Source organism: Spirillospora sp. NPDC000708, from assembly GCF_040299565.1.
Lineage (GTDB): Bacteria > Actinomycetota > Actinomycetes > Streptosporangiales > Streptosporangiaceae > Spirillospora.
In genome coordinates, this window is record NZ_JBEPCJ010000021.1 from 99,452 (window position 1) to 124,335 (window position 24,884).

At 71.3% G+C, this 24,884-nt stretch carries 23 protein-coding genes, 1 tRNA gene and 2 pseudogenes; 9 read left to right on the forward strand and 17 right to left on the reverse strand.

Annotation, left to right across the window (positions count from 1 at the left end):
• Window positions 1–11: 11 nt before the first annotated feature.
• Together ABT299_RS17645 and ABT299_RS17650 are read right to left on the reverse strand one after the other, a co-directional pair.
• Window positions 12–1,178 carry an acyl-CoA dehydrogenase family protein gene (locus ABT299_RS17645; protein WP_500251419.1) on the reverse strand — a complete coding sequence of 389 codons (1,167 nt, stop codon included), beginning with the start codon at window positions 1,176–1,178 and terminating at the stop codon, window positions 12–14.
• Window positions 1,179–1,195: 17 nt separating this feature from the next.
• A complete protein-coding gene (locus ABT299_RS17650; protein ID WP_500251420.1) occupies window positions 1,196–2,209 on the reverse strand; it encodes a lytic polysaccharide monooxygenase auxiliary activity family 9 protein in 1,014 nt (337 codons plus the stop codon).
• A gap of 243 nt (window positions 2,210–2,452) precedes the next feature.
• Between ABT299_RS17650 and ABT299_RS17655 the strand changes: the two genes are divergently transcribed.
• Window positions 2,453–2,968, forward strand: coding sequence for a hypothetical protein (locus tag ABT299_RS17655; RefSeq protein ID WP_500251421.1), 516 nt, complete (start codon window positions 2,453–2,455; stop codon window positions 2,966–2,968).
• Here the strand turns inward: ABT299_RS17655 and ABT299_RS17660 are convergent.
• The gene (locus tag ABT299_RS17660) at window positions 2,956–4,026 is read right to left on the reverse strand and encodes a hypothetical protein (RefSeq protein WP_500251422.1); all 1,071 of its coding nucleotides are present in this window, start codon (window positions 4,024–4,026) and stop codon (window positions 2,956–2,958) included. The genes ABT299_RS17655 and ABT299_RS17660 overlap by 13 nt on opposite strands.
• 64 nt (window positions 4,027–4,090) lie before the next feature.
• Between ABT299_RS17660 and ABT299_RS17665 the strand changes: the two genes are divergently transcribed.
• Together ABT299_RS17665 and ABT299_RS17670 are read left to right on the forward strand one after the other, a co-directional pair.
• Window positions 4,091–4,324, forward strand: a complete 234-nt coding sequence (locus ABT299_RS17665) for a hypothetical protein (RefSeq protein WP_500251423.1) — start codon at window positions 4,091–4,093, stop codon at window positions 4,322–4,324.
• A 109-nt stretch (window positions 4,325–4,433) separates the two neighbouring features.
• Window positions 4,434–6,608 carry a bifunctional serine/threonine-protein kinase/ABC transporter substrate-binding protein gene (locus ABT299_RS17670; protein WP_500251424.1) on the forward strand — a complete coding sequence of 725 codons (2,175 nt, stop codon included), beginning with the start codon at window positions 4,434–4,436 and terminating at the stop codon, window positions 6,606–6,608.
• Window positions 6,609–6,657: 49 nt separating this feature from the next.
• Here ABT299_RS17670 and ABT299_RS17675 read toward each other — a convergent pair whose 3' ends face one another.
• From ABT299_RS17675 to ABT299_RS17695, 5 genes are all read right to left on the reverse strand, one after another.
• A complete protein-coding gene (locus ABT299_RS17675; protein WP_387033154.1) occupies window positions 6,658–7,344 on the reverse strand; it encodes a response regulator transcription factor in 687 nt (228 codons plus the stop codon).
• Window positions 7,341–8,573: a sensor histidine kinase gene (locus ABT299_RS17680; protein ID WP_500251425.1), complete on the reverse strand. Its 1,233-nt coding sequence runs from the start codon at window positions 8,571–8,573 to the stop codon at window positions 7,341–7,343. The genes ABT299_RS17675 and ABT299_RS17680 overlap by 4 nt, the downstream gene beginning before the upstream one ends.
• A gap of 249 nt (window positions 8,574–8,822) precedes the next feature.
• The gene (locus tag ABT299_RS17685; protein WP_500251426.1) at window positions 8,823–9,101 is read right to left on the reverse strand and encodes a hypothetical protein; all 279 of its coding nucleotides are present in this window, start codon (window positions 9,099–9,101) and stop codon (window positions 8,823–8,825) included.
• A 720-nt stretch (window positions 9,102–9,821) separates the two neighbouring features.
• Window positions 9,822–9,894, reverse strand: a tRNA-Glu gene (locus ABT299_RS17690).
• A 73-nt stretch (window positions 9,895–9,967) separates the two neighbouring features.
• Window positions 9,968–11,641, reverse strand: a complete 1,674-nt coding sequence (locus tag ABT299_RS17695) for a metallophosphoesterase family protein (RefSeq protein WP_500251427.1) — start codon at window positions 11,639–11,641, stop codon at window positions 9,968–9,970.
• A gap of 31 nt (window positions 11,642–11,672) precedes the next feature.
• Between ABT299_RS17695 and ABT299_RS17700 the strand changes: the two genes are divergently transcribed.
• Both ABT299_RS17700 and ABT299_RS17705 read left to right on the forward strand, forming a co-directional pair.
• Window positions 11,673–12,014 carry a metallopeptidase family protein gene (locus ABT299_RS17700; RefSeq protein WP_190859235.1) on the forward strand — a complete coding sequence of 114 codons (342 nt, stop codon included), beginning with the start codon at window positions 11,673–11,675 and terminating at the stop codon, window positions 12,012–12,014.
• Window positions 12,015–12,125: 111 nt separating this feature from the next.
• The gene (locus ABT299_RS17705; protein ID WP_190859233.1) at window positions 12,126–13,460 is read left to right on the forward strand and encodes an MFS transporter; all 1,335 of its coding nucleotides are present in this window, start codon (window positions 12,126–12,128) and stop codon (window positions 13,458–13,460) included.
• Between the two features lie 25 nt (window positions 13,461–13,485).
• On the opposite strand, the gene ABT299_RS17710 is transcribed toward ABT299_RS17705, so the two are convergent.
• The 5 genes from ABT299_RS17710 to ABT299_RS17730 form a co-directional block, all read right to left on the reverse strand.
• A complete protein-coding gene (locus ABT299_RS17710) occupies window positions 13,486–13,803 on the reverse strand; it encodes a PspC domain-containing protein (RefSeq protein ID WP_241755807.1) in 318 nt (105 codons plus the stop codon).
• A gap of 103 nt (window positions 13,804–13,906) precedes the next feature.
• On the reverse strand, window positions 13,907–14,908 hold the full coding sequence (locus tag ABT299_RS17715; RefSeq protein ID WP_500251428.1) for an SCO2521 family protein: 1,002 nt from the start codon (window positions 14,906–14,908) through the stop codon (window positions 13,907–13,909).
• Window positions 14,898–16,103 (reverse strand): SCO2522 family protein, encoded by a 1,206-nt coding sequence (locus ABT299_RS17720; protein ID WP_500251429.1) that lies wholly within the window; start codon window positions 16,101–16,103, stop codon window positions 14,898–14,900. The genes ABT299_RS17715 and ABT299_RS17720 overlap by 11 nt, the downstream gene beginning before the upstream one ends.
• Before the next feature lie 76 nt (window positions 16,104–16,179).
• Window positions 16,180–16,518, reverse strand: a complete 339-nt coding sequence (locus ABT299_RS17725; RefSeq protein ID WP_500251430.1) for a hypothetical protein — start codon at window positions 16,516–16,518, stop codon at window positions 16,180–16,182.
• Between the two features lie 30 nt (window positions 16,519–16,548).
• Complete coding sequence (locus tag ABT299_RS17730; RefSeq protein ID WP_500251431.1) at window positions 16,549–16,683, reverse strand: hypothetical protein; 135 nt, start codon at window positions 16,681–16,683, stop codon at window positions 16,549–16,551.
• Between the two features lie 312 nt (window positions 16,684–16,995).
• Here ABT299_RS17730 and ABT299_RS17735 point away from each other — a divergent pair, with 312 nt between their 5' ends.
• Entirely contained in the window at window positions 16,996–18,915 is a 1,920-nt protein-coding gene (locus ABT299_RS17735; protein ID WP_387033170.1) for a class I SAM-dependent methyltransferase, read from the forward strand.
• Window positions 18,916–19,456: 541 nt separating this feature from the next.
• Here ABT299_RS17735 and ABT299_RS17740 read toward each other — a convergent pair.
• The 3 genes and pseudogenes from ABT299_RS17740 to ABT299_RS17750 form a co-directional block, all read right to left on the reverse strand.
• On the reverse strand, window positions 19,457–19,624 hold the full coding sequence (locus ABT299_RS17740) for a group II intron maturase-specific domain-containing protein (protein WP_500251436.1): 168 nt from the start codon (window positions 19,622–19,624) through the stop codon (window positions 19,457–19,459).
• Window positions 19,625–19,684: 60 nt separating this feature from the next.
• Window positions 19,685–20,455, reverse strand: a pseudogene (locus ABT299_RS17745) (reverse transcriptase domain-containing protein); the annotation flags it as partial.
• Window positions 20,439–20,807: pseudogene (locus ABT299_RS17750) on the reverse strand (reverse transcriptase N-terminal domain-containing protein); the annotation flags it as partial. The pseudogenes ABT299_RS17750 and ABT299_RS17745, both read right to left, overlap by 17 nt.
• 201 nt (window positions 20,808–21,008) lie before the next feature.
• Between ABT299_RS17750 and ABT299_RS17755 the strand changes: the two are divergent.
• The 3 genes from ABT299_RS17755 (at window position 21,009) to ABT299_RS17765 (ending at window position 24,476) form a co-directional block, all read left to right on the forward strand.
• On the forward strand, window positions 21,009–22,568 hold the full coding sequence (locus ABT299_RS17755) for a type IV secretory system conjugative DNA transfer family protein (RefSeq protein WP_500251432.1): 1,560 nt from the start codon (window positions 21,009–21,011) through the stop codon (window positions 22,566–22,568).
• Between the two features lie 179 nt (window positions 22,569–22,747).
• Window positions 22,748–23,767, forward strand: coding sequence for an aspartate-semialdehyde dehydrogenase (locus tag ABT299_RS17760; RefSeq protein WP_387033174.1), 1,020 nt, complete (start codon window positions 22,748–22,750; stop codon window positions 23,765–23,767).
• Between the two features lie 91 nt (window positions 23,768–23,858).
• Entirely contained in the window at window positions 23,859–24,476 is a 618-nt protein-coding gene (locus ABT299_RS17765; RefSeq protein ID WP_190859211.1) for a hypothetical protein, read from the forward strand.
• A 75-nt stretch (window positions 24,477–24,551) separates the two neighbouring features.
• Here ABT299_RS17765 and ABT299_RS17770 read toward each other — a convergent pair whose 3' ends face one another.
• Window positions 24,552–24,770 carry a DUF2277 domain-containing protein gene (locus ABT299_RS17770; protein WP_190859209.1) on the reverse strand — a complete coding sequence of 73 codons (219 nt, stop codon included), beginning with the start codon at window positions 24,768–24,770 and terminating at the stop codon, window positions 24,552–24,554.
• Window positions 24,771–24,884 lie beyond the last annotated feature (114 nt).

Here is a 24,884-nt window from a genome sequence, read left to right on the forward strand (position 1 = left end):
CCCACGCTCCGCTACACCAGGACCACCGGTCCCGGGTCCATCCCCAGCTCGATCCTGCCGTAGAGGGCGTACGCCGCGTCCGGGTCGAAGACCACATGCCCGCTGATCGTATTCACATCCCGCTGGGCCCGCTGGAACGGCGAGTCCGCGAACTGGGTGCTCGCGCCCGCCGCGCCGCACAGCTCGTTCACGACGCGGCGGGAGGTGGCGGCCACGTGCGCGGCGACCAGCCGGGCCCGGGCGCGGCGGTGCAGGCCGGCGGCGTCGCCCGCGGCGGCGGCCCCCGTCACGTCCCGCAGGGCGTCCTCCAGGAGCAGCCGCGCCGCCGCGAGGTCCGCGGTGGCGGTGGCGAGGCGGATCTGGCCGCTCATCAGGTCGCGCTGCCGCTCGCCGCTGTAGGCCATCCGCCGGCTCCGCATCCGCTCGGCGAACCGCGCGAGCACGCCCTCGGCGATGCCGAGCACGGGCGCCGCGCTGGTCAGCGCGAACACCGGGACGAGCGGGGTCCGGTAGAGCGGCGCGGGGTGGACGCGCGACCCGGGTGAGCGCCCCTCGGTCAGCGCCGCCAGCGGCACGGAGCGGTGCGCCGGGACGAAGACGTCCGCCACCTCGATGTCGTTGCTGCCGGTCCCGCGCATCCCGCTGGTGTGCCAGACGTCGTGGACGGTCACGTCCGCGCGCGGCAGCAGAAACAGCCGCGGCTCGATCGCGCCGTCGGTGGTGACGAGGCCCATGACCATCGCGTGGTCGGCGTGCACGGAGCCGCTGCCCCATGACCAGCGTCCGGTGACCCGGTGCCCGCCGTCGGCCGGCTCCGCGGTGCCGGTCGGCGCGAGGACGCACGGGATCAGCGCGTACGGCCGTTCGGCCCAGACCTCCTCCTGCGCCCGCTCGGGGAACAGCGCCACCATCCAGTTGTGCAGCGTGTAGATGACCGACAGCCAGCCGGTGGACGCGCAGGCGGCGCCGGCCGCGCGGCACGCCGCGACCATCGGCTCGAACCCGAGCTCGGCACCGCCGTGGCGCTTCGGCACGAGCATGCTGAACAGGCCGGACGCGGCCAGGTCCGCGATGGTGGCGTCGGGCGGGCGGCGCGCGTCCTCGGCCTGCCGGGCGCGCTCGGACAGCGCGGGCGCCAGCTCCCGCACGCGGCGGACGATCTCGTCTCCGTACTCCATGGTACGGAACCATACCCTCAAGTATGGCGGCTCGGGCGGTGCGGGCGGCCGAGGCCGCGGGGGCGCCGGGGCCGGCCGGGGCGGCGAGGGTGGCGGCCGGTCAGGAGGAGGCCCGCGACCCCGCCGAGGGCCAGCCCGGCCGTCCCCGTCATCAGCACGGTTCCGGTGATGGTCGCGGGACTGTCGTCCGTGGTCCTCGCGGCGGGCTCGGCGTTGACCCGCCCTGCCGGGGCGCCGCCGTGGACGTGCCCGTGGGCGGTGAGCGGCGTGGCCGGTGCGGAGGGTTCCGGCGTGGACGGGGCCTTCCGCGCGGGCGCGCCCTTCCCCTTCGCCTTCGCCTTCGGCGCAGCGGCGGCGCCGGTCCCGGCCGTCCCGCCCTTGCCGCCGAAGACGACGTCCGAGCAGGAGTAGAACGCCTCCGGGCTGTCGCTGCGCTGCCAGATCGCGTAGATCAGGTGCCGCCCCTTCTTGCCCGCCGGGATCCGGCCGGGAAGCTGGTAGGCGCCGTCCCTGATCGGCGGGTCGCTCTTGGTGAGGAACGGCCTGCTCTCCAGGTCCGCCCAGGTGAGCGGCTTGCGCGGGTCGTAGCCGTCCCGCGTGACGTACAGCTCGAACCGGCCGCGGTGGACGGCCGTGACCTGGTAGCGGAACGTGTAGGAGGCGCCCGCCGCCAGGCGCGTCGCGGGCCAGTCCGCCCGCGGCAGGTCCAGGCCGCGGAAGGCCGCGACGCCCGCGCTGCACAGCCGGCCGTCGGGGATGATCCGCCGGTGCCGCCCGGCCGCGTCGCCGATCCGGACCCCGTTCCAGTCGTAGAACGCCTGCTTCCCGCTCGCCGAGACGGCCGCCCGGCACGCCGCCGACCGGGGCGACTCGGGATTCTCCTGGTAGCAGGCGAGAACCCGGCTCACCGGCGTCCGCATCGAGCCGTGGGCGAGCGCGGGGGACGCGGCCGCCGCGAGCGCCGCCAGCGCCGCGGTTCCGGCGGCGGTGACGGTCGAGGCGCGTCGGAACAGCGCGGCACCGGTGTTCATCGGACTCCCATCTGAGACGCCATCGGCGAGGCCCGAGAGTAAAAGCGCGACGGGCGTTCCGGAACGGTCTTCAGAAGCTCTTAACCGATGCCTCAGCGACCTTTACGGGGATCGGCCCGAGCTGCGGGATCGGTTTGCGCGCCCCGGTGATTCACGGTTAGCGTGCCGAGTGGCCATCGGGGTCGTTTTCCGATTCCCGTCCTGTGGTGATGGTTCGAGAACCGGGTCGAAGAAATGCGACGTATGAAGGTGCCCTTTCGGTTCATGCTGGTGTGGGGCGCGGTCACCGCGACCGGCATGGCGATCAGCTGGGCCGGCGTGGGCGACGCGCTGCGCGGCACGGTGCTCGCCTCGCCCGACCTGACGGCCGGCCTCCCGGTGGCGACCGGGCGCCCGCCGGGCCCGCCGACCTCGGCCGCCGACTCGGCCCCGCCCGTCCGCGCCAGCGCTCCGACCTCCTCGCCGTCACCGTCGTCGTCCCGGCGGACTCCGGCGAGAGCGACCGCTTCCGCAAGCCCGTCCGCCGGTCCGCCGGACGGGAAGAGGCGCACCTATGACGTCCGGTCGGGACGGGTGGTGCTGGCCGTGAGCCCGCGCTCGGCGGAACTGGTGTCCGCGGCGCCCGACAACGGTTTCCAGACGAAGGTATGGCGGAAATCGACCTGGATTCGCGTCGAGCTGACCGACGGGACCCACGGCTCCGCCGTGATCGCCTCGTGGAACGACCACCCCACGATCGTCCAGATCTACGAATACTGATGCCGCGGAACCGGCCGTCCCTTTAGCGCCGGCCTTAAGGGAATGTTGAGCCATCGCTGACGCGGTCCTAAGCGGCACGCGGCTACCGTCGTCGCCATTCCCCGTTCCCGCCGTGATCCTCGTCCTTGGAGGCCGTCATCGAGAGCACACCGGCCGCGCGTCCCTGCGGGTTCTGCCGGCGGCCCGTCCCGCAGGCGCCGGGGCGGCCGCCGCGCCGGTTCTGCGCGACCGGCCCCGGCCCGTCGGGGTGCGAGGCCGCGGCCGCCGAGCAGCGCGAACGCGGCCTCGCCGCGCCCGGCCTCGGCGGTCACGTCGCCCGCACGTGGGACCTCGTCGAACGGCTTGAGGCGACGGCCGCCCTGCTCACCGGCGCGCTGGACGGCGAGCTCACCGTCGCGGGCGTCGAAGCGCGCATGGCGCAGGTCCGCGCGGAGACGGCGGCGGTCGAGGCCGAGGCGCACCGGGCGGCCGAGGACGCGCGGGCCCGGGCCGGAGAGGCCCTCGCCGCCGCCGACGCGCAGCGCCGCCGCGCCGACGAGGCCGAGGCGCTGGCCGCGGACCTGCGCGGCCGGCTCGGCGAGGCGGTCGCCGGACGCGACGAGGCCCGCCGCCGCCACGAGCAGCTCGCCCGGGCCGCCGAGGAGGCGACCGCGGCGCTGGCCGCCGCCCGCGCCGACCAGGCCCGGCAGGGCGAGCAGATCTCCGAGCTGAGCCGGACGCTCCAGGCGTCGCTGGACGAGGTCAAGCGCCTGCGCGGCGACCTGGCCGCCGCGCAGTCCGCCGAGAAGGCCGCCCGCGAGCAGGCCGCGACGCTGGCCGCCGAACTGCGGCAGCAGCGGCTTCGCCTGGAGGAGGTCTCCACCGAACGCGCCCGCGCCGCCCAGGACGCGCACCAGTCCCGCGCCGAAGCGCGCGCGGAGCACACCGCCCGCGTCCAGGCCGAGCAGCACGCCCGCGACGCCCGCGAGCAGATCCAGGACGCCCTCATCCAGCGCGACCGCGCCCTGGAGCACCCGCTCCGCGCACGAGCGCCTCGACCAGACCCGCGCGTCCCTCACCGAGCGGCAGGCCGAGCTGGACGAGCGGTCCCGGCTCGTCGAAGAGCTCCGCGCCCGCACCGCGATGCTGATCGCCGAACGGGACGCCGCCCGCAACGAGGCCGAGCGCGCCCGCCGCCGGATCGACCAGTTCATCAGCCGCAGGCAGCAGGCGCCCGGCGACGTCCCGAACGTCACGCCCCTCGCCCGGCGCCCGGACGAGGACGCCGGCGCCCGCCCGCCGGACGGCACCGTCTCGATCCTGCACCGCCTCCCGCCGACCCGGACCACCCCCACAGCCGTCAACGGCGACCACTGACCCCGCCCGCCGCCCGGCGATCGAGAACATCCGTTCTGGGGTATTCGCCCGACGATGCGCCGGGGGCGTGCCATGATCGTTCGCCGTGCGACATCCTCCGGAGGGCCCGATGGCCGATCCTCTGCTGCCCGAGGACCCCCGGCGGGTGGGCCCGTACGAGCTGGCCGGACGGCTGGGCGACGGCGGCCAGGGGACGGTCTACCTGGGCCGGGACCCGAACGGCCGCGAGGTCGCCGTCAAGCTGCTGCACGCCCGCCTGGGCCGGGTCCCCGAGGCGCGGCGGCGCTTCGTGCGGGAGCTGGAGGTCGCCTCCCGGGTGGGCGGCTTCTGCACGGCACGCGTGCTGGACGCCGACATCCAGGGCGACCGGCCGTACATCGTCAGCGAGTTCGTCCGGGGCCCTTCCCTCACCGACCTCGTCCGCGCTCAGGGACCGCTCGATCCGGGGGCGCTGCTGCGCCTGGCCATCGGCACCGCCACCGCGCTGTCGGCGATCCACCGCGCGGGCATCGTGCACCGCGACTTCAAGCCGCCGAACATCCTCATCGGGCGGGACGGTCCGCGGGTCATCGACTTCGGCATCGCCCGCGCCCTGGACTCGTCCGCCATCACCGTCACCAGCCAGGTCGTCGGCACGCCCGCGTACATGGCGCCCGAGCAGGTCGCGGGTGACGCGGTGGGCCCGCCCGCCGACGTCTTCGCCTGGGGCGGCACGATCCTTTTCGCCGCGACCGGCCGGCCGCCCTTCCCGGGCGACTCGATCCCCGCCCTGCTGAACGCCGTCCTCAACGCCGAGGCCGACGTGAGCGCGCTCCCCGGACCGCTCGCCGAACTGGTCGGGGCCTGTCTCGCCAAGGACGCCGCCCGCCGCCCCACCGGCGCCGACGTGCTCTTCCGGCTGCTGAGCATGGCCGGTGCCGACCTGCCGCCGGGCGCCCGGCCGGACGATCTCCTCGAACGTGGCATGGCGACGGTCACCGCGGTGCTCACCAAGGTCGCGTACGGTCCGCCGCCCCCGCAGCTGGCCCCGCCTCGCTCGCGCCGCCGCCTGCTGATCGGCGCTGGAGCCCTTGCGGCGGTCCTCGCGATCGCCGTGCCGGCCGGGATCGTCCAGCTGTACAGCGGTCCCTCCGAGCACGGCTCCACCGGCACCACCGGCACGTCCGGGGGGACCGCCGGGACGGGAAGCTCCGGAGGCACGGTCAGGATCGGCGTAATGGCGCCGATGCGCAGCCCGCAGACCGGTGCCCTCGGACAGGGCGCCTGGGCGGGCGCCCAGCAGGCGGTGAACGAGTTCAACGCGAAGAAGCCGCCCGTCCGCGTCCAGCTCGTGCGGCTCGACACGATCGCCGGGGGCGAGGCCCAGCAGGCGGCGGCCGCGCGGGAGGCGGGCCGGCAGAAGGTGGACGCCGTCGTCGGCATGGTCGGCGACGGCGCGGCGGGCGCCATGCCGGTCCTCGAAGCCCAGCGCATACCGGCGCTCTCGTCGGCCGCGTCGGCCTCCGCGCAGTCGGGTACGAACTGGACGTACTGGCACACGGTCGTCCCCGACATGGACGAGTCGGTGAGCGACCTCGCCCAGCTGATGAGCCGGCGGCGCCTGCCCACGCGGACGCGGGTGGTGGTGCTCGACGACACGGCCCAGCCCGTGGCGCACGAACTCGCAAACGTCTTCAAGACGCGCGCCGAGGCGCTGGACGCGCTGGTCAGCGTCGTGGTGATAAGGCCGACACCGAGTCCGTCGAACTACGCGGCGGTCATCCGGAAGCTGAAGGAGGCGGAGGCGGACGCGGTCTTCTACGGCGGCTTCCCGGAGGTCTCCGGGCCGCTGCTCAAGCAGGCGCGGGCGGCGGGCTTCAGGGCGCGGTTCTACCTGGGGCTGCCGTCGCTGGACCCGCAGCTCATCTCGGGCGCGGGAAAGGCCGCCGAAGGCACGGTCCTCACCTGCACCTGTTCGAGCTACGCCCCGGCCGGCGCGGGGATGCCGGCGGCCTTCACCGGCTTCGCGGCCCGCTACGCCCGGGCCAACCAGGGGAGCCGGCCCGCTCTCAACGCCCCCGAGACGTACGACGCGACCTGGGCCGTCCTGCACGCGTTCGAGCACGGCGGCCGGACGGGCGCCCAGGTCAACGACTACCTGCGGAACATCGACGTCCCCGGGGTCGCGCAGCGCGTCCGCTTCACGGCCCAGGGCCGGCTGACCGACGGCGTCGGCTACGCCTACGAGGTCAAGGGCGGCCGCTTCATCTGCCTGGGCGACTCCGCCACCGCGCCGGTCCCATGACCCGTATCGGGCACCGCCGGACGGATTTCGGCGGGGCAGGTACGGCGGGCTACACGTCCGGGCTGACGAGGCCCGTCCGGTAGGCGATGACGACGAGCTGGGCGCGGTCGCGCGCGCCGAGCTTCGTCATCGAGCGGCTGACATGGGTGCGGGCGGTGGCCGGGCTCATGAACAGCTCGGCGGCGATCTCGTTGTTGCTCAGGCCCCGCCCCACCAGGGCCACCACCTCCCGCTCGCGTGCGGTGAGCACCGCGAGCCGGCCGTCCGCGGCGGCGGCCGCGGTCCGCCGCGCGGTGAACTGGCCGATCAGGCGCCTGGTGACGCGGGGCGCGAGCAGCGCCTCGCCCGCGGCGACGACCCGGACGGCGTGCAGGAGCTCGGCCGGTCCGGCGTCCTTGAGCAGGAAGCCGCTGGCCCCGGCCTGCAGCGCGTCGAAGACATGGTCGTCGGTGTCGTAGGTGGTGAGGATGAGGATCCGGGTCTTCTCCAGCCCCCGCGTGGCGGTGATCCGGGTGGTGGCCTGGATGCCGTCCAGCCCGGGCATGCGGATGTCCATCAGGACGACGTCGGGGCGGGTGGCGCGGGCGCGCTCGACGGCGTCCTCGCCGTTGGTCGCCTCGGCGACCACGGTGATGTCGTCCTCGAGGTCGAGCAGCACCTTGAATCCCGAGCGGACGAGCCCCTCGTCGTCGGCGATCAGCACCTTGATCTGCGGCGACACGGCCGGGTCGGTCATGCGCGGGACCCGGACGGTGCGAACGGCAGCCGGGCCGTGACCTCGAACCCGCCGGCGGGGGTCGGCCTCGCGTCGAGGTCCCCGCCGAGCAGCCGGCAGCGTTCGCGCATGCCCGCGATCCCCCGGCCCTGGCCCGACGGGGACTCGCGGCCGTCGCCGGACGGCCGGTCGACCGCGAGACCTCCGGACGCGGCGCGGCGCCCCTCGTCGGTCACGCGGATCTCCAGGAGGTCGATGTCCGAGGTCAGCGCGACCGTCACCCGGGTCGGCCCGGCGTGCCGGATCACGTTGGTGATCGCCTCCTGGAGGATCCGGTAGGCGGCGCCGCCCACCGCGCTCGGCAGCGGGGTCGCGGGCGGCGCCGCGTCGAGCGTGACCTCCAGCCCGGCCTCGCGCGCCTTGGCGGCGAGCTCGCCGATCTGGTCCAGGCCGGCGGGCGGGACGCGGCCGTCGCCGTCGTCGCGCAGGACGCCGAGGATGGCGCGCATCTCCCGCAGCGCGCGGGAGCTCGTCTGCTCGATGGCGCGCAGCGCCTCGCGCGCCTGCTCGGGCCGCTTGTCCAGGACGTGCGCGGTGACCCCGGACTGCACGTTGATGATCGCGATGGCGTGCGCGACGGTGTCGTGGACCTCGCGCGCGATCCGGAGCCGTTCCGCGTCGACCCGCGCGCGTGCCTCTTCTTCGCGGGTCCGTTCGGCCATTTCCGCGCGCGCTTGGGCCTCGGCGGCGATGACGCGCCGGGACCGGACGGACTCGCCCAGGGCCGCGCTCATCACCGACGCGCCGATGCGGAAGAACACCCAGCCGATGGCGGCGTGCGGCTTGATGTCGGCGGCGGCGGGAAGCCAGCCGGCGGCCAGGACCGCGATGCCCGCTCCGGCGATCACCAGGGAGCGGCGCCCGTCGCCGTAGGCGGTCAGCGAGTACAGGGAGACGAACAGCGCGAGCCATCCGGGGCCGTCCGGGAGGTCGAGCCCGTAGTAGACGAGGCTGGCCAGTGCGGTGGTGGCGAACACGGCGGCCGGCCACCGGCGGCGCCCGGCGACGGCCAGGCCGCTGACCACCAGCAGCGCGAGGCCGAGACCGGTGAGCTCGGTGAGCGGACGCGCCGCGCCATCGGCCGAGATGCGGGCGAGGGTGCCCTGCACCTGCATCACGGTGACGAAGAGCGCGAGCAGCACGTCCTGCGTCGCCCCACGCAGCGCGAACGACCTGGCGCGCTGGTTCATGCCGCGATCCTATAGTTCGCGTGCGCGGACAAACCTCCGTCCAGAGGCCCAGCCCGCTACGTCGACGGACGTAGCGGGGCGCTCCCGCCTTACACCGGATCGCGTAGCGGCGTCCGGCGGCGGCGTGTCCCGCAGGAGTGATCAGACGGCACTTGACCAGCCCCGGCCACGGCCCCGTCGCCCACCGCCGCCGAGGAGCCGGATTCGCCGGACCAACGGCCCGACCACCCGTCTCGTCACGGACACCTCCTAGAGAAGGAGGTGGTCGCGGAGGGGGCGGCCGTCGAAGGTGAGCGTGATGTCCAGGGCGCCGGCGGCGCGAGCGAGGTCGGCAAGCCGATCGGTGCAGGAGACCGCGGCGTCGACGGCGGTCAGGACGGGGGTGAGGTCGTGGGCGCGGGTGGTCTGCAGGAGGGCGCGGATGGTCGCCTGGTCGAGGCCGGTCGGCCGTGTGGCCCACTCGCTTCGCAGGTCACGGATGGCGGCCAGGGCTGAGCGGGTCTCCTCGCGCAGCGTGGAGTCCGCCAACTCCAGGCGGCGGCGTCCGACGAGAACGAAGCCGAGAGGAAGGGGTTCCCGTCGAGGGGGCCGGCGACATCGGCGAGCCGGGTGCTGATCCTGCTGAGTTCCGCACTGCGCTGCTCCATCGAGATCAGCGAGGCGGCCAGTGCCGACGCCCGTCGCTCCTCCTGGCCGGCGTTCACCTCGCTCAGCACGAGGGCCGCCAGCGGCACCGCAAAGAAGAACCCGGTCACCGACGAGACGACGTTGGTCAGGAAACCGCGCCCGGCCAGCCAGTCCGTGGTCTCGTCCACGGCGATGCCTGCCAGGAGCAGCACCGCCCCCAGCAGCACGCTCAGCCGCGTACCAGCCTTCACCTCGGGCGACGCGCCGCGCCACGCTCTCGTCAGATGCCCGCGCAAGGTCCCCCGCGCCTGTGGTGTCCCCGACGCCCGTCCCGCCACACGTCACCTCGTTCCCAGGCCAGGAGCCGACCGGGCTGCCGCATACCGGCGCTCTCTGTGAGGCTTTCGCCGCGTGCCGACCGTCCGCAGAGCCCGCCGGCACTGAAGAGTCTGCTCCCCGAGCCTCACGGTGACCACCGGGATCCGGCAGGCGCCGGGCCTGCCTGGTTGCGGTGGGGGTTCGTTGACAGGTGGTGCCGGGGGAGAGGCCGCCGCTCAACTCGACAGGCGAGCCATCGCGTGCGTCCAAGACGCGCCCCGGCCGACGCAGCTGTATGCGAGGTACCCCCTACCGGATTCGAACCGGCGCTACCGCCTTGAAAGGGCGGCGTCCTAGGCCGCTAGACGAAGGGGGCCCGGTGGTGGCAGAGATGGTTGCCACTCGACCCGGTCAAGTGTAGAGGACGGGGCGGGGCGGCGCGCAAACGGTTACCCGCGTTCGCGGGTGGGGGACGGCGACGACGTCGGCGACGTGGTGGGGGACGGGCTGCGGGACGGCCAGTCGGACGGGAACCTCGACGGGAACGGGGAGGTCGGGGACGCGGGCGGGGCGGTGGCCGGGGGCTGCGGCCGGATCGCGCGGTCCGGGGCGGGTTCGAGGTGGCGCTCGATCTTGGCGGAGGTGAGGCCGAGGCCGCCGAGCTGCAGGTCGTCCCAGCCCTGGAGGCGGTGCGAGGCGCGGTTGAAGTAGAGGACGGACAGCTCGATGGGGGTCGGCTGCTCGTGTTCGAGGCCGCGCAGGCCGGCGCCGCCGGTGGAGCCCTGGACGAACAGGCGGGTGCCGGTGGGGAGGAGCTTCGTCTCGCGGGCGTGCAGGTGGCCGGAGAGGATCAGGGGGGTGAGGCCGGAGAACGCCTGTCCTTCGGCGGGGTCGTGGGTGAGGACGACGTCGGGCTTGGTGCCGGACTTGCTGAGCCGGTCGGCGAGGACCTGGCCCTCGGCGCGGACCTGGTCGGCGCCGACGAAGTCGTCGCGGGTGCTCTTGTCGGGGGTGAAGCGGGGGTCGCCGACGCCGTAGACGCTCAGGCCGCCGACCTCGCGCGTCCGGTCGTCCAGGACGATCGCGTTCTTCTGCCGGGCGACGGCCCGCTGGGTGCCCTTCGAGTCGTGGTTGCCGCGGATGTAGACGTACGGGATCTTCAGGCCGGAGATCGAGTCGGCGAACTTGTCCTCGGGCTTGCTGCCGTGGTCCATGAGGTCGCCGGTGTCGATGATGAAGGTGGCGTGGAACTGGGTGCTGACGGACTTGATGACGTTCCACGCGGTGGGGTTCAGGTGGATGTCGGAGACGTCCACCACGCGGATGGTCGACGGGTCCGGCTCGTAGGTCGGCAGCGCCGAGGTCGCGGCGTAGAGCTTGGAGGCGTTGCCGACGAGCCGGGCGAGGTTGGCGCGGTAGGTGGAGAAGCGGGTGAACACGGTCTGGGCGTCGCCGACGACCTGCGGGGCGTTGGCGAGCAGGCCGGTGTAGCGGGGCTCGGCGATGGAGTCGGGGTTGAAGGTCGTCCAGGCGACCAGGGCGACGGCGACCACGCCGGCGGCGGACGCGCCGAGCGCGGCGACGGCGCGCCGCCAGGACCGGAACAGGATCAGCGCGGCGAGGAACGCGAAGACCAGCGCGAGCACGACCGCGCGGACCAGCAGGACGGTCACGCCGTGCCGGATCTGGTCGGCGATCTGGTCGGTGACGCGGTCGAGCTGCGAGTCGTCCTCGATGAGCTTCTGCGCCTGGTCGGGCCGGACGTCGGTGAGGTGGGCCTCGACGGAGACGGGGCCGGCGTGGGTGTCGAGGTGGACGGCGCCGAGCGGCGGCAGTTCGAGGGTGGTGCCGCCGTGCAGGGACGGGTGCAGGACGAGCTGGACGTTCGCGGGGCCGACGGGTGTGACGGTGCGGCCGCCGACGAGGAGGCCGACGTAGCCGCCGGCGAGGCCGATGGCGATGGTGAGGGCGACGCGCGTCCAGCGGCTGCGGGCGGCGCGGACGCCGGCGGCGCGCGCGCGGACCGCGCCGGCGCGCGTCTTACGGGCGGCGGACGCGGCGCGGGGCAGGCGGGCGGCGAGGGCGGTGATCCGGGCGGCGAGGGCGGGCGGCCGGAACGGCAACGATCCTCCTTCTGTCGAGCAGAATGGCACTGTGATCGAGATGTCGCGGGAGGCGTTCGAGGACCTGGTCGGCGAGGCCCTCGACACCGTCCCGGCCGAGCTGGCCGCCCAGATGCGCAACGTCGTCGTCGTGGTCGAGGATGACGCACCCGAGCGCGGCCTGCTGGGCCTTTACCAAGGCGTACCCCTCACGGAGCGCGGCGACTGGTACGGGGCCGTCCTGCCCGATCACATCTCCATCTACCGCCGGGAGATCCTGCGGATCTGCGACACCGAGGAGCAGGTGGTGGAAGAGGTGCGGATCACGGTGATCCACGAGATCGCGCACCATTTCGGGATCGATGACCGCCGGCTCCACGACCTGGGGTACTGACGTCCGGCGGCGACAGGTTTCAATATTTGGGCACGGTAGGTCACATAACTGCCACGCAGCGTGAGTTAATAGGAGGGTCGTCCACCCCTGGACGAGCCAACTGGAGCGTGCGTGGCGGGAAGGCAGACCGGCCGGCATCGGCGTCCGGCGGAGGAGCAGGCCACCTACCGCGAGGTGTTCGCGGTAGGTGAGTTCCGTGCCCTCTGGCTGGCACAGGCGCTGTCGTTCATCGGGGACCAGCTGGCGCAGGTCGCGCTGGCCGTGCTGGTGTTCCACCGCACGGACTCGGCGCTGCTGACGGCCGTCACCTACGCGCTGACGTACCTGCCGCCGATCGTGGGCGGGCCCGTGCTGTCGGGGCTGGCCGACCTGTTCCCGCGCCGCACCGTGATGATCGTCTGCGATGTGCTGCGGGCGTGCCTGATGGCGGTGATGGCGCTGGTCGAGCTGCCGTTCGCGGGGCTGTGCCTGCTGGTGTTCGCGACCGTGCTGCTGGGCGCCCCGTTCACCGCCGCGCGCGCGGCGGTGCTGCCGGACGTGCTGGAGGGCGACCGGTACGTGGCCGGGTCGGCGATCAACAACATGACCCATCAGGGCACGCAGATGCTCGGGTCCCTGGCCGGAGGCGCGATCGTGCTGGCGGTCGGGTCCCGCGAGGCGCTCGCCATCGACGCGCTGACGTTCGGCCTGTCCGCGGTGATCCTGGTGGGCGGGCTGCGGCCGCGCGCCGCGCCGAAGGAGCGCGAGCGGGAGTCGCTCGGGCTGTGGCGCGGGACGCGGGACGGGGCGCGGCTCGTGTTCGGCGACCCGGTCCTGCGGTCGCTGGTGCTGTTCGCGTGGCTGTGCGCGTTCTACGTCGTCCCGGAGGGCCTGGCGGCGCCGTACGCGGCGACGTTCGGCGGCAGCGCGGTGACGGTGGGGCTGCTGATGTCGGCGATGCCGACCGGGATGGTGTTCGGAGCGTTCCTGTTCAGCCGGTTCGTCCGCCCGATGAACCGGCTGCGGGTCATGGGGTGGATGTCGATGGCCGCGTGCCTGCCGCTGGTCGGCGCGGGCGTCCACCCGCCGCTGTGGGGGGTGGTGGCGCTGTGGGCGCTGTCCGGGATGGGCAGCGCGTACCAGCTGGCGGCGAACGCGGCGTTCGTCGCGGCGGTGCCGGCGTCCGGGCGCGGCCAGGCGTTCGGCCTCGCCCAGTCCGGCATCCTCGCCGGACAGGGCCTCGGCATCCTCGCCGCCGGGGCCGCGACGCAGGTCCTCGGCCCGCAGACGGTGGTGGCGCTCGCGGGCGTCCTCGGGCTGTCGGTCGCGGCGATGCTGTCGCTGTCCTGGAACCGGATCCGCGGCGGCGTCATCTCCGGCATGACCGACCCGGTCGACTCCGTGGAGGTGGCCCCGTCCCGCGACGAGGACCTCCCCGGCATCCGCCGCTCCGCCCCCGCCCCCTGAGCCCCGCGCTCCGCTCCGGGGCCGCTCAGGCGTGCGTGCGGTTCTTGTTGACGGCGTCCTTGGTGCGCTGGACGGCGTCCTGGACGTTCGGGTTGTCCTGGGCCTTCTTGAATAGGTCCTCGGCGATGGACGTCGCGGCGCCCTCCTCGGGGATCAGCAGCCAGGCGATCACGTAGAGGGCCACGCCCGCGCCGCCGAAGATCGTGAAGACGGCGAGGACGAGCCGGACGATGTTGGCGTCGACGCCGAGGAACTCGGCGGCGCCGGAGCAGACGCCCGCGAGCATGCGCCCGTCGCGGGTGCGGCGGAGCCGCCGTTCGGTGGTGCCCTTGTTCATGTCCATGCCTCGATGATGCCCACCCTGGCGCCGACGCGACATCCGGAACCGCCCTGATTCGCCCCTGAGTCCACCCCGACGTCCCGGATCCCGCACCGCGGGAGGACCCTCACAAGTCGGCCTTCGAGCCGAGGAGGGTCACGGTGTGCAGCGCGAGTTGATCGCGAATGCGATCGATCGAGTTCTGCCATTGCTGCTGGAATCTGACCTTCTGGTCGAGATCCGTCCATAGCGGCATGAGCGAGTGGTCCACCCGGACGCCCGGCATCCACAGGTGCAGGAGGTGGTCGACCGCCGGCCGTATCCGGTCGATCACCTGGGCGTGCGCTCCTTCGCCGAGGCGGCCGCGCGAGATCATCTCTGTCACCGTGGTCAGCAGCCAGTCGTGCAGCGCCAGGTCCTCGCACCATCCGGCGACCGCTGCCGGGTCGGGCGACCTCAGCGCGAGACGGACCAGCCGGTCCGTCCCGTCGCCGACCGCGAACTCGACGCGTTCGCCGCGGTCGGCCTCCGCCGGCTCCAGGACCCACCGCAGCGTCGTGCGGGCGGCGCGGAACGGCGGCCGGCGGTCGAACCGGCCGGACCGCTGCACCGTGTCCAGAACCTGGTCGCAGAGGGAGCCGAGGGCGATGCCCCGGGCGCCCAGGGCCGGGGCGAGGAAGCCCGCGGCCACGTCGGCCCAGTCGGCCTTCCCGATCGTCTCGACCGAACCGGGCCGGGAAAGGTGGTGCGACCACGGCTGCCGGTGCTCGCCCGAGCCGGCCGCGGCCTCGGTGAACGCCGATCCCTGGAGCACTCGGCCGCCGGTGATCGACGCCCGCGCCCGCACCGTGCCGACGGCCCGCACCCCGCGCCCGGACCGGGTCGCCAGCTCGCAGTCGACGCCGGCGAGGACGTCCGGCGAGACCGCGTGCGGGATCGGGCGCTCGGAGATGCGGACCCGCTCACCGGGGAGGATCGCCAGTGCCGCGCGAACGTCGGCGCGGGCCGCCGCGGCGGAGGTGAGCAGCAGCCCGGTGCGGACCACGCCCATCACGATCCCGCCCTGGCCGGGGGCGGTGCGGCGGCCGCCGGGACGGGTCCCGGCGGCCGCGCGGGTGTCAGAACCCACCGGCGAAGACATAGGCGATCCTGTCCACCACGGCCGGGGGCAGCTCGATGGATTCGGCGGAGCCGCGGTCGGCGATCTGCCGCAGCACCTCGTCGTCGACGGCCACCTGATCGAGGATGGTGCGGACCGCCCCCTCGACCGGCAGGAAGCGGGGGGCGAGCACGGACATGGTCCGGTAGGCGCTGAACGGCCGGGCGGCCGGATTCAGCTGGAGGATCGGCGGCACCTCCTCCCAGTCGGCGGGCAGGTCTCCCTCCCAGGTCACCGGTGTGGCGACCGCCGCGCCGTCGTACCGGAGGAGGCCGAGCCGAAGCAGCTGCCAGACCGAGGCCAGGAACGCGCACGACCAGAGCCTGCGACCGCCGGGCGGCTCGCTCCAGAGCTCCACGTCCACGAAGATCGAGTGCTGCCGGGCGGTGTTCTCACGCGGCGGCCCCCAGGGCGCGGGCCTGCGCATCGCCTCGTCGGCGGAGGCGGCCGTCGAGCGCTCGCCGTTGCACAACCAGCCCACCTCGTGCAGGGGCGGACGGGAGCCGTCGGTGCCCGGCGGAGGGGCCGGCACGAGTCGCCGTTCGACGATCTCGGCCAGCGGCACCTCTCCGGCGACCGCGCACCCGGACTCGCGCGCCAGATAGTCGATGTGCAGGTCGCAGTCGGCGGCGGCGGCCGTCAGGTCACCGATCACCTCGGCGGGCTCACCGAAGCGGGTGAAGTAGTCGTCGATGAGGAAGCAGGTGCTGATCCGGGGGCGGCGGCCGGGGTGGCGCCGCTCGTACAGCGACCGCAGCGTCTCGACCCATGGCCGGACCCGCTCGAACTGGTCGCGGAGGTAGGCCGGACCGCGCTCGAAGTCCTCGGCGTAGAGGTGCCCGAGCTCGATCGACACGTGCGACAGCGGCACCCCGGCGAGCCGCCGCTCCGCCTCGAGCTCCGTGAACGGAGCGCCCGCAGGAAGCCGCGGGTCACCGCGCGGAACTCGGCGACCTGGGACGAGATCGACTCGGCGACGAAGAACATCGTGCCGACGTCCCATTCCTCCTGCGGCAGGTCGAAGATGCTGCCCTGGCGGATGTTGGCGCGCGCCCGGAGGGCCTGGCGCGGGTCGGTCACCGCGGCATGGCGCGGGCTCTCGCGGAGCAGTCGCCAGAATTGGTCCCAGGAAGGCGAGTACGACGCCAGTCGCTTCTCGGGCCATCCGATGTTGGGGGAGGCGTACTCCCAGAGCAGGGCAATTTCAAAGTCGTTGGGTGATGGCCAGGGCTCACGCGTTCTCAACTCGTGAGACCGAGTGGCTGAAGGGCGTGGTCGGGGCGGCCGCGGATGTACGCGGCGAGGTGAGCAGGGCGGGCGTGCTCGGCGGTCAGGCTGGTGACCGCGTACACAGTGGTGATGGTGGTCTTGCCGGTCACCGCATCGGTGCGGCGTCGCTCGACCTGCACGGCCTGGGCGGCGTGCGGGAACAGCAGGCCGCCGACGGTGCAGACCTTCAAGCGGCGGATCTCATCGCGGCCATGGGCGTGGTCTCGGGTCTTGTCGGCCAGCGGCACATCGCGCCAGGGAAGACGCCTGAGCTGGCGGTGCAGATACTTCTGGTTCCCCTTGACGATCACGATGTAATCGGCGTTCTTGACCTCGGCCAGTCATGTGGCGTGCTCGCGGACGGCGTGCAGCGCGTCGGTGGTGACGACGGCGCCATGCAGGTTCAGTGGTTCCAGCAGGTCGGTGAAGCAGGTGGTATCGCCGCTCTTGGCGGCGACCTGACGCTGGCCGAGCACGATTCCGGCATAGGTGGCGGCCGCGACCAGTCGTCAGCCGGATCCTCCGGTCCGTTCGCCCCCGCCGCAGCGAGAGCGTCCAACTTGCCCTTCGGTTCCAACGCCTTGACCACTCAGATGGTGTTGCCACCAAACGCTCGCGCCGGACAGTCCTAGTAGGTTCCTGAACGTACAGCACCAGAAAGCCGTTGTGTGCCCCGTGCCAGATGCCCCTGTGTCCTGACAAAGACAGAGGAAAATATGGTTTAGGACGTCCGGTTTCGTAGCTGTGAATTTGCTGGAAGTAACACAACGCAACGAGAAAGGCACCACGTGAAGACAGATATCGAAATGCAGGCCGACGCCCTTCTGTCTAGTGGCCGAACCGCGGTTCGCAATGGAACCCATGGCGAGTACTCTAAAGAGCACTTGGCGATGCTCGCGCACTCCCTGACCTTTCGACCGCAGGTAAAATATTCGCCGCTGAATCGGGTACTTTCTGAGAAGAGCGATCACATATTCCGCGAACGCTGTGAAGGTGTACTCGAACGGCTTAAATCCTACGCCGCAGAGTATAGGAATCGCCTGGAACTCCAATCGATGGTGGTCCGGCATGTTCTTCATGCCCTGGGGGAAGACGACTACGAGGAACTCGCCAAGCTGGGAATCAACATTTCCTATGCCTGGTTGGATGACATTCTCAGGACGGCGACCAGTGGGGCATCCGTCATCGGTATCGAAACTGTTGGACCTTACGCCGCCAATCATCTTACCGCCGACGGGTTTGAGATCCGGGCAGAGCGACTTCCCGCGGATGAACAGGTCGGTCTACTACTCGCTGGAATCTTTCGTGACGTCTTCGCGGATTGCGAAAATGTCCGTTGCGTCGCCCTCATCGACGATCTGACAAGTTATATCCCTGGCCGGGAACTTACCCAGGAGGAGCGCGATCGCTACGTGGTTGCGATAGCTGACATCTTCCGAGATTTCGGTGCGATCAGACCGGATGATCGTCCGGGTAGGAACTACATCTTCATCCGGGAAAGCGAGCTGCCGCCTGCGGTAGACGAGTTGGTGCAGCGGCTGAGGCAGAGTCGTGCGGGAGACGTCGATACGTTGCCCAATGGCGATGTGATCTTCTATCCATCTGAGATTTTCATCGAAAGACTTGCACTTCTCTCTAACAACCGGAAACGAGAATTCCGCCGCCGAGGCGTCCTGGTCAAGCGACAGGGACGGCCCACCTGTCACGCTATGGAAGCCGCCAGCCACTTCCATCCGGCCAGCCGGGAGATGCAACACGTTAGGATGCTGGACCGGTATTTCGAAAGCCAGCAGGATAAGACATACGCACTGGTGCGGGCGATGGAGATCGTTACTCAAGACCGATACCACAATCTGTTCTACGACAGTGAGCGACTCTCGGCCGAAGTTATCGTGTATGTCATCTGTGAATTGTTGGCCGAGCAGGCACGCCGACTCTTGGAATCCCACGACCGGGAGAGCAGTTGGGAACAGTTTGATTCGGATGAATATGTCACCCGCAATTATGGAACTCGTATTCTTCCGGAAGATCGAACTATCATCAATATCGTCACGGACCAGCTGGCCCAGCTGAATATTCCGTTCAAGGATGCGAAGCTGGTGGCAGATATCGGATCAGGACCAAATCTGTATCCGGCGATGATCCTCGCACCTTACCTGGCTGACGACGGGGCGATTGACCTGATTGAGTACAGCTCGTCGAATCGCTCGTATGTGCAGGCCGTGATCGCGCAAACTCCAGAGGAGAGGAGTGGGGGGATATGGAATAAGTTCGAGGAGTTGATGATCGGTACCGCAGGTGACCAATATTTGGGCTGTCTTGAGCGAGTATGTGAACTTGGGAACTCCGTGCTCGGCTCTGTGTTCGCCCTGCCCAAGAGTCGCTATGATATCGTGAGCTCATATTTTGTCACGGAATCCATAACCAGTTCCCGGCAAGAATTCTGGCTAGCGACCCGAAACTTGGCCACAACTGTCCGGCCGGGCGGGATAATCATTGCTGCTCACATGGTGGGTTCGCAAGGATACCAAGCCGGCGAGGGGACTCATTATCCCGCTGTAGAACTCTCCGTGGAGGAGATTGTTCAGGCGTACCGGGACGCCGGCCTGACATTCAGCCTCTCTGTCGTCGAACAGACGATGCTCAAAGCTCGAGACGGGTACCAGAAGATGATGGTGGTCATAGCGCAGCACGGAAACAACAAGTAATCCGTGAGCCTCGGTTATCGGTGGGGTGGCCCGCAAGGTGCTTGCAATGTCGCGGCAACCAGCTGCCGGCAATTGGAGCGGTCTCATGGCGTGGTCGAGGGCCGCGAGCAGATGGATCTTGCGGCCTGCCGCCTTGGCCGCGCCGCCGGGTAGCCCCGGCACGTTGCCGTGCCGGGGCCCCTCAGAACCGTGCGTGCCACTTGTGACGGCACACGGCTCAAGCAAGCCCCGATAAGCGGGTGGAACGTTTTCCTTGCGTGGGGAGTGTGGGCGCTGGGTCAGCGGTGCCCGGCGGAAGGTGTCGTTGCCGTCTCAGTGCCCAGTAGGTGGTGAGGTCGGGGTCGTCGGGTGACGCTGCCCCATCCACCATCTGGTGCCTCTTGATCGGCGTCCAGGCCGGCTTAATCATGTAGGCGCCGGTTTCCCGGTCTCCGAAGACCCAGCGGTCGTTCCTGGCCGGATGGAACTTGCCGAAGTAGCGTTCGGTGATCCATGCCGGCGACTTGTTCTTGTGCCGATGCTTGGCCCACCTCGTCGACGTTCACCACAGGGTGTGGTCGATGGAGGCGGACGTCTGCTTGGACACCGCTGTCCGGTAGCAGGCCGCCCAGCCGCGCAGGACCGGGTTGAGTTTCCCGATCACCGCAGGCGCGTTCGCTCCGTAGAGTCGCCGCACCTCGTTGCGCAGCCTTGTCCGGAAGCGTTTCACTGCTGCCTTGTCCGGTTTGATCAGCAGCTTGCCGCTGGGGTGGTGGCGGATGTTGAAGCCGAGGAAGTCGAAGCCCTCATCGAGGCGGACGATGCGTGTCTTGTCCTCGTTGAGGACCAGCCCTCGTGGCTCCAGCCACGCGGCGAGCTGTGCTTTGACCTGCTCTGCCTCCTGCCTGCTGTGGCAGAGTACGACCAGGTCGTCGGCGTACCTGATGACCACTGGTGTGCCCGGCACGCTCCATCCCTTGTGCGATGGTTTGGTGCTGTATCGAGCACCGGTAGCGTGTCCCATCCCGTGAAGCGCCACGTTCAACAGGCATGGGGAGAGCACACCGCCTTACGGCGTTCCCTCCCACGTCGGCGCGAATCGACCGTTCTCCATGACCCCTGCTCTGAGCCACTGGGCGACTTGGTCCCTGGCGGGGAACAGGCCGAGTTGGTCCAAGAGCTGCTGATGGTCAATGCGGTCGAACGCGGCCGCCAAGTCGGCATCCACGATCCAGGCCCGCTTGGGTCGCTTGCCCTTGCAGACCCCGAAGATCGCTTCGATCGCATCATGGCACCCGCGGCCCGGCCGGAAGCCGTGGCTGCGCGGCTCGAATCGCGCCTCCCACTCGGGCTCCAGCGCGTTGAGGACCACCGCCTGGCAGGCGCGGTCCCGGATCACCGGTATACCCAGTGGACGCCGTTTTCCGTTCGTCTTGGGGATGAACACCCGCTTGACCGGCCGAGGCCGCCAGCCCGCACGACGATGCCGCACCCAGTCGGCCAGTTCGGCCCTCTGAGACGCCGGCAGCGCGGTTCCGCCCGTCGACCCCGGCCGTCGCACGGCCCTGATTGCTCTGCGCCACCCTGCGCACGTTCATCCGAGCGTTCGCGCGTGAGCGCAGCATCAGCTTTTGCAGGTTGCGCAACCGTTTATGGTCCCCGTCCCGCGCCACCGCGAAGATGCGCTGCCGCAGCCGCCGTACCCGGTCTTCCTCCTGGTCCCAGTCGATCCCGAACCAGTCCTCAGCCGGATCCTCCGGTCCGTTCGCCCCCGCCGCAGCGAGAGCGTCCAACTTGCTCCGGTCGACCTGTTCATCGTCTCCGGCCGCGTTCTCGCCGGGTGTGTACCAGACCGCCCGGTTCATCGACAAACAGAGATCAATGTTCGCATTGTATGGCCCTGTGAAAGTCATAGCCGGTTCATGTCGTTATGGGCGAGTCTCTGTGGTTGGAAGGTATCCGTCCGTAATCGTGCCGGGAGTGCGGCTGAATTTTCCGCACCAGTGGTGGCGTCCATCGGCCTTCTGCGGACAATCCGGGGCACCAGGAGATGTCGCCCGCAGCTGAGCGACCGTTCGAGGTCGCGCTGGCGGAGCAGTGAGGAGTCACCCAAAGTGCCGGTCCCCTTACTGATCACGATCATCGCTTCTGTGCCGGTGGCGGGCTACTTCGTGGTACGGCTGCTCTTGAACCTGCGCCGCCGCCGGACCTTCCGGCGATTGCGGCTCGGCTTCGCGTCCGGCTGGGAGGTCCGAAGGCTGCTGAGCGCGCGGACCGTTCAGAGCAGGGCGGGGCTCGTCCGCCCGTCCTTCGCGAACCGGCCCGGGCGCGAGGTGAGGCCCGAGGACGTCGGCTTCTGCATCGGACGGGACATCAGGTCCCGCCGGAAGCTGTACGCGTCCGCCGACGAGTCGGTCGTCGTCGTCGCCGCCCCGCGGCAGGGGAAGGACGTGCACTTCGTCACGCCTTTCACCATCGATGCCCCCGGTCCGTGCATCGTCACGTCCACCCGGCGGGAGACGTTCGTCAACACCGCCATGGTGCGGGCGCAGTACGGCCGTGTGTACGTGTTCGACCCCTACGACTGGACGGGGTGGCCGCACCGGGTGCGCTGGAACTACCTGGAGGGATGCGAGGACGCGAACGTGGTCGGGATCAGATCCGGCGCGCTCGTCTGGGCCTGCGGCTTCAGGATGGAGAAGGAGGGGGGCCGGGTGGTCGGCGGAGTGACCACCATCGTCCGCTGCCTGCTGCACGCGGGCGCGGTCGGCGGTCTCACCATCCGGGAGGTGGTGCGCTGGGCCTACGAGGCCAACGCCGACGAAGCGGTGGACATCCTGCGCGAGGCCGAAAGCGAAGGCAGGGGCGCACCGGGTTATGCGGCGGCACTGGAGTTCAACCGGCGGGACGAGCGTCTCTGGTCCGGCGTGATGCAGGTCATGAGCTGCTTCTCGATCCCGCGGGTCCTCGACGATCTCTCGCCGCCTCCCGGTGAGAGGTTCGACTTCAACGAGTTCCTCAAGGGCCGCAACACCATGTACTTCATCACCAAGCAGCACAACGAGCACGGGAGCATCGCGCCGGTCGTCGCCGACATGGTCGAGGAGTTCTTCGCGCTGGCCCGGCGTGCGGCGAGGATCCAGTCGACCGGCCGCCTCGACCCGCCCCTGACCTTCGAGCTGAACCAGGTGACGGACATCTGCCCGCTGCCCGAGCTGCCCACGTACGTGGGGGACTCCGGCGGCTACGGCATCGGCGTGCACACCTACCTGACGTCGATGGCGGACGCGCGCGCCGAATGGGGACCGCGGGCCGCCGAGCTATGGGACAACTCCACGTTCCGCGTCATCGCCGGTGGTGGCGGCAGCGCCGCGGACCTCGCCGAGCTCTCCGAGCTGGTGGGCGGGCACGGGGGAAGGCCGGCGCTGCACCCCGAGGAGATCCGGACCCTGTCCTTCGGGCGCGCCGCCCTCGTCGCGGGCACGGCCCGGCCCGTCGAGATGTGGCTCACCCCGTGGTGGAAGCGGACGGACCGGGACGACATCCTCGCGGGCAGGCACGCGGTCGAGGAGATGATCCGGAAACGCGCCGCGGACCAGGCGGCGACCGCCGCCGGCACCACCGCCGCCGCCGGGGTCACGCCCGACGACGAGGAGTCGGTGTTCGTATGGTGATCGCAGCGGCGCCGCCGGGCGGGGCCCCGACCGAGTGGCCTGCGTGCACATCTCGGTTCAGCGCCGCTTAGAGTCGGTGTGAAGGGTTAATTACTGGACGTCCCGGGACGGGGCCCGGCAGACTCGTCGGCCCAGGTCACGGGAGCATGGACGACCAGAGCACGAGCAGAGGGAGCGGCATGAGGATCGGGATCGTCGGGGCCACCGGCCAGGTCGGGGGCGTGATGCGCCGCATCCTGGCGGAACGCGGATTCCCGGTGGACGAGCTGCGGCTGTTCGCCTCGGCCCGTTCGGCCGGGCGGAAGCTGCCCTGGGGCGACACCGAGATCACCGTCGAGGACGCGGCGGCCGCCGACTACGCGGGCCTCGACATCGTGCTGTTCTCCGCGGGGAAGGGCTCGTCGAAGGAGCTGGCGCCGAAGGTCGCCGCGGCGGGCGCGGTCGTGATCGACAACTCGTCCGCCTGGCGGATGGACCCGGACGTCCCGCTGGTGGTGGCCGAGGTCAACCCGCACGCGGCGACGGACCGCCCGAAGGGGATCATCGCCAACCCGAACTGCACGACGATGGCGGCGATGCCGGTGCTGCGGCCGCTGCACGCCGAGGCGGGGCTGGCCGCGCTGGTCGTGTCGACGTACCAGGCGGTGTCGGGCAGCGGCCTCGCGGGCGTGTCGGAGCTGCACGAGCAGGCGCGCAAGGTCGTCGAGAACGCCGACCGGCTCACCCACGACGGCTCGGCGGTGGAGTTCCCCGACCCGCAGGTGTACGTGCGGCCGATCGCGTTCAACGTGCTGCCGATGGCCGGCTCGATCGTGGACGACGGGCTCGCCGAGACCGACGAGGAGCAGAAGCTCCGCAACGAGAGCCGCAAGATCCTGGAGATCCCGGACCTGAAGGTGTCCGGGACCTGCGTGCGGGTGCCGGTGTTCACCGGGCACTCGCTGCAGATCAACGCGCGGTTCGAGCGGCCGATCGGGCCGGAGCGGGCCAGCGAGCTGCTGTCCGGGGCGCCGGGCGTGGTGCTGGCGGACGTGCCGACGCCGCTGCAGGCCGCCGGGCAGGACCCGACCTATGTCGGCCGGATCCGCCGCGACGAGACCGTGGAGAACGGGCTGGCGCTGTTCTGCTCGGGCGACAACCTGCGCAAGGGCGCGGCGCTGAACGCCGTCCAGATCGCCGAGCTGGTCGCCGCAGAGTAGCTACATATCCCGCATTCCGGGCAAATTGAACCGATCGCGTGCCGGTCCCGTCTGAGGGGCCGGCACGTGATCGTTTCTTGGGGGAGTCCGGATGGGGCGTTCGGCGATCGTGGCGGCGGGGACGGCGGCGGGGGCGCTGCTGCTAGCCGGCTGCGGGGGCGGCGGTGGCGGCGCGGGCGCCAAGGGCGGCGGGACGGCCGAGGTGTCGGCGCCCGCGATCGGCGCGACCAGCACCCCGGACCTCGGCGGCGGTGGCGGTCAGCGGCCCGCGCCGCGCAGGCCCGGCGCGCCGAACCGTCCGGCGGCCCTCGGCCCGCTCGGCTACGGGACGCTCCGGCTCGGGATGACGGCCCGGCAGCTGCGCGGGAGCGGCCTGCTCATCGGGAAGGTGCGCGGGGGCGCGACCGGCTGCGCCGGCTACGACCTGCGGACGCACCGCACGCCCAAGGGCTCGGTCGGCGTCTACTACTCCCCGCGCCTCGGCATCGCGTCGATCTTCGCCGTCGGGGGCATGCGCACCCCGCAGGGCATCGGCGTCGGGTCGACGCTGGCGCAGGTCGAGCGCGCCTACCCGAAGCTGGCGCGCGGCGTGAACGGCTCGTCCGCCCCCGTCCCCGGCAACCCGAAGGCCGTCTACAGCCTGCTGCTGTCGGGCGGCCGCGTCACGTCCCTCGCGCTGGACCTCGCCGGCCAGGACTGCCACAACTGACCGGCGCCCCGGCCGGCACAGGACGGGTCGGCACCGGACGGGTCGGCACGGGACGGGTCGGCACGGGACGGGCGGCTAGCCCGCGCGGCGGCCCCTGACCTCCAGGGAGTCCAGGAGCGCCGCGGTGGAGCGGGCGATCTCCTCGACGGCGCGGTCGAACGCCTCGGCGTTGTGGGACGCGGGGGCCCGGAACCCGGAGATCTTGCGGACGTACTGGAGCGCGGCCGCCCGGACGTCCTCGTCGGTCACGTCCTCGCTGAACGGCGGGCGGAGCGTCTTGATGCTGCGGCACATGCGTCCATTGTGACCCGCACCACCGACAGAACCGCACCCCCTGGCGCCCCTCGATGGCCCGGGGGTTTTGAGGCCCCGGCGCCCAGCAGAGGTGGGGCGCCGGGGCCCGGCGGG

What these genes read in the sequence shown, in the direction of transcription:
- ABT299_RS17770 (WP_190859209.1), bottom strand. Translation starts at nt 24,770, where the DNA reads ATGTGCCGCAGCATCAAGACGCTCCGCCCGCCGTTCAGCGAGGACGTG.
- ABT299_RS17655 (WP_500251421.1), top strand. Translation starts at nt 2,453, where the DNA reads ATGAAGGTGCCCTTTCGGTTCATGCTGGTGTGGGGCGCGGTCACCGCG.
- ABT299_RS17675 (WP_387033154.1), bottom strand. Translation starts at nt 7,344, where the DNA reads ATGACCGACCCGGCCGTGTCGCCGCAGATCAAGGTGCTGATCGCCGAC.
- ABT299_RS17760 (WP_387033174.1), top strand. Translation starts at nt 22,748, where the DNA reads ATGAGGATCGGGATCGTCGGGGCCACCGGCCAGGTCGGGGGCGTGATG.
- ABT299_RS17670 (WP_500251424.1), top strand. Translation starts at nt 4,434, where the DNA reads ATGGCCGATCCTCTGCTGCCCGAGGACCCCCGGCGGGTGGGCCCGTAC.
- ABT299_RS17645 (WP_500251419.1), bottom strand. Translation starts at nt 1,178, where the DNA reads ATGGAGTACGGAGACGAGATCGTCCGCCGCGTGCGGGAGCTGGCGCCC.
- ABT299_RS17650 (WP_500251420.1), bottom strand. Translation starts at nt 2,209, where the DNA reads ATGAACACCGGTGCCGCGCTGTTCCGACGCGCCTCGACCGTCACCGCC.
- ABT299_RS17665 (WP_500251423.1), top strand. Translation starts at nt 4,091, where the DNA reads ATGCTGATCGCCGAACGGGACGCCGCCCGCAACGAGGCCGAGCGCGCC.
- ABT299_RS17765 (WP_190859211.1), top strand. Translation starts at nt 23,859, where the DNA reads ATGGGGCGTTCGGCGATCGTGGCGGCGGGGACGGCGGCGGGGGCGCTG.
- ABT299_RS17680 (WP_500251425.1), bottom strand. Translation starts at nt 8,573, where the DNA reads ATGAACCAGCGCGCCAGGTCGTTCGCGCTGCGTGGGGCGACGCAGGAC.
- ABT299_RS17710 (WP_241755807.1), bottom strand. Translation starts at nt 13,803, where the DNA reads ATGGACATGAACAAGGGCACCACCGAACGGCGGCTCCGCCGCACCCGC.
- ABT299_RS17720 (WP_500251429.1), bottom strand. Translation starts at nt 16,103, where the DNA reads ATGGCCCGAGAAGCGACTGGCGTCGTACTCGCCTTCCTGGGACCAATT.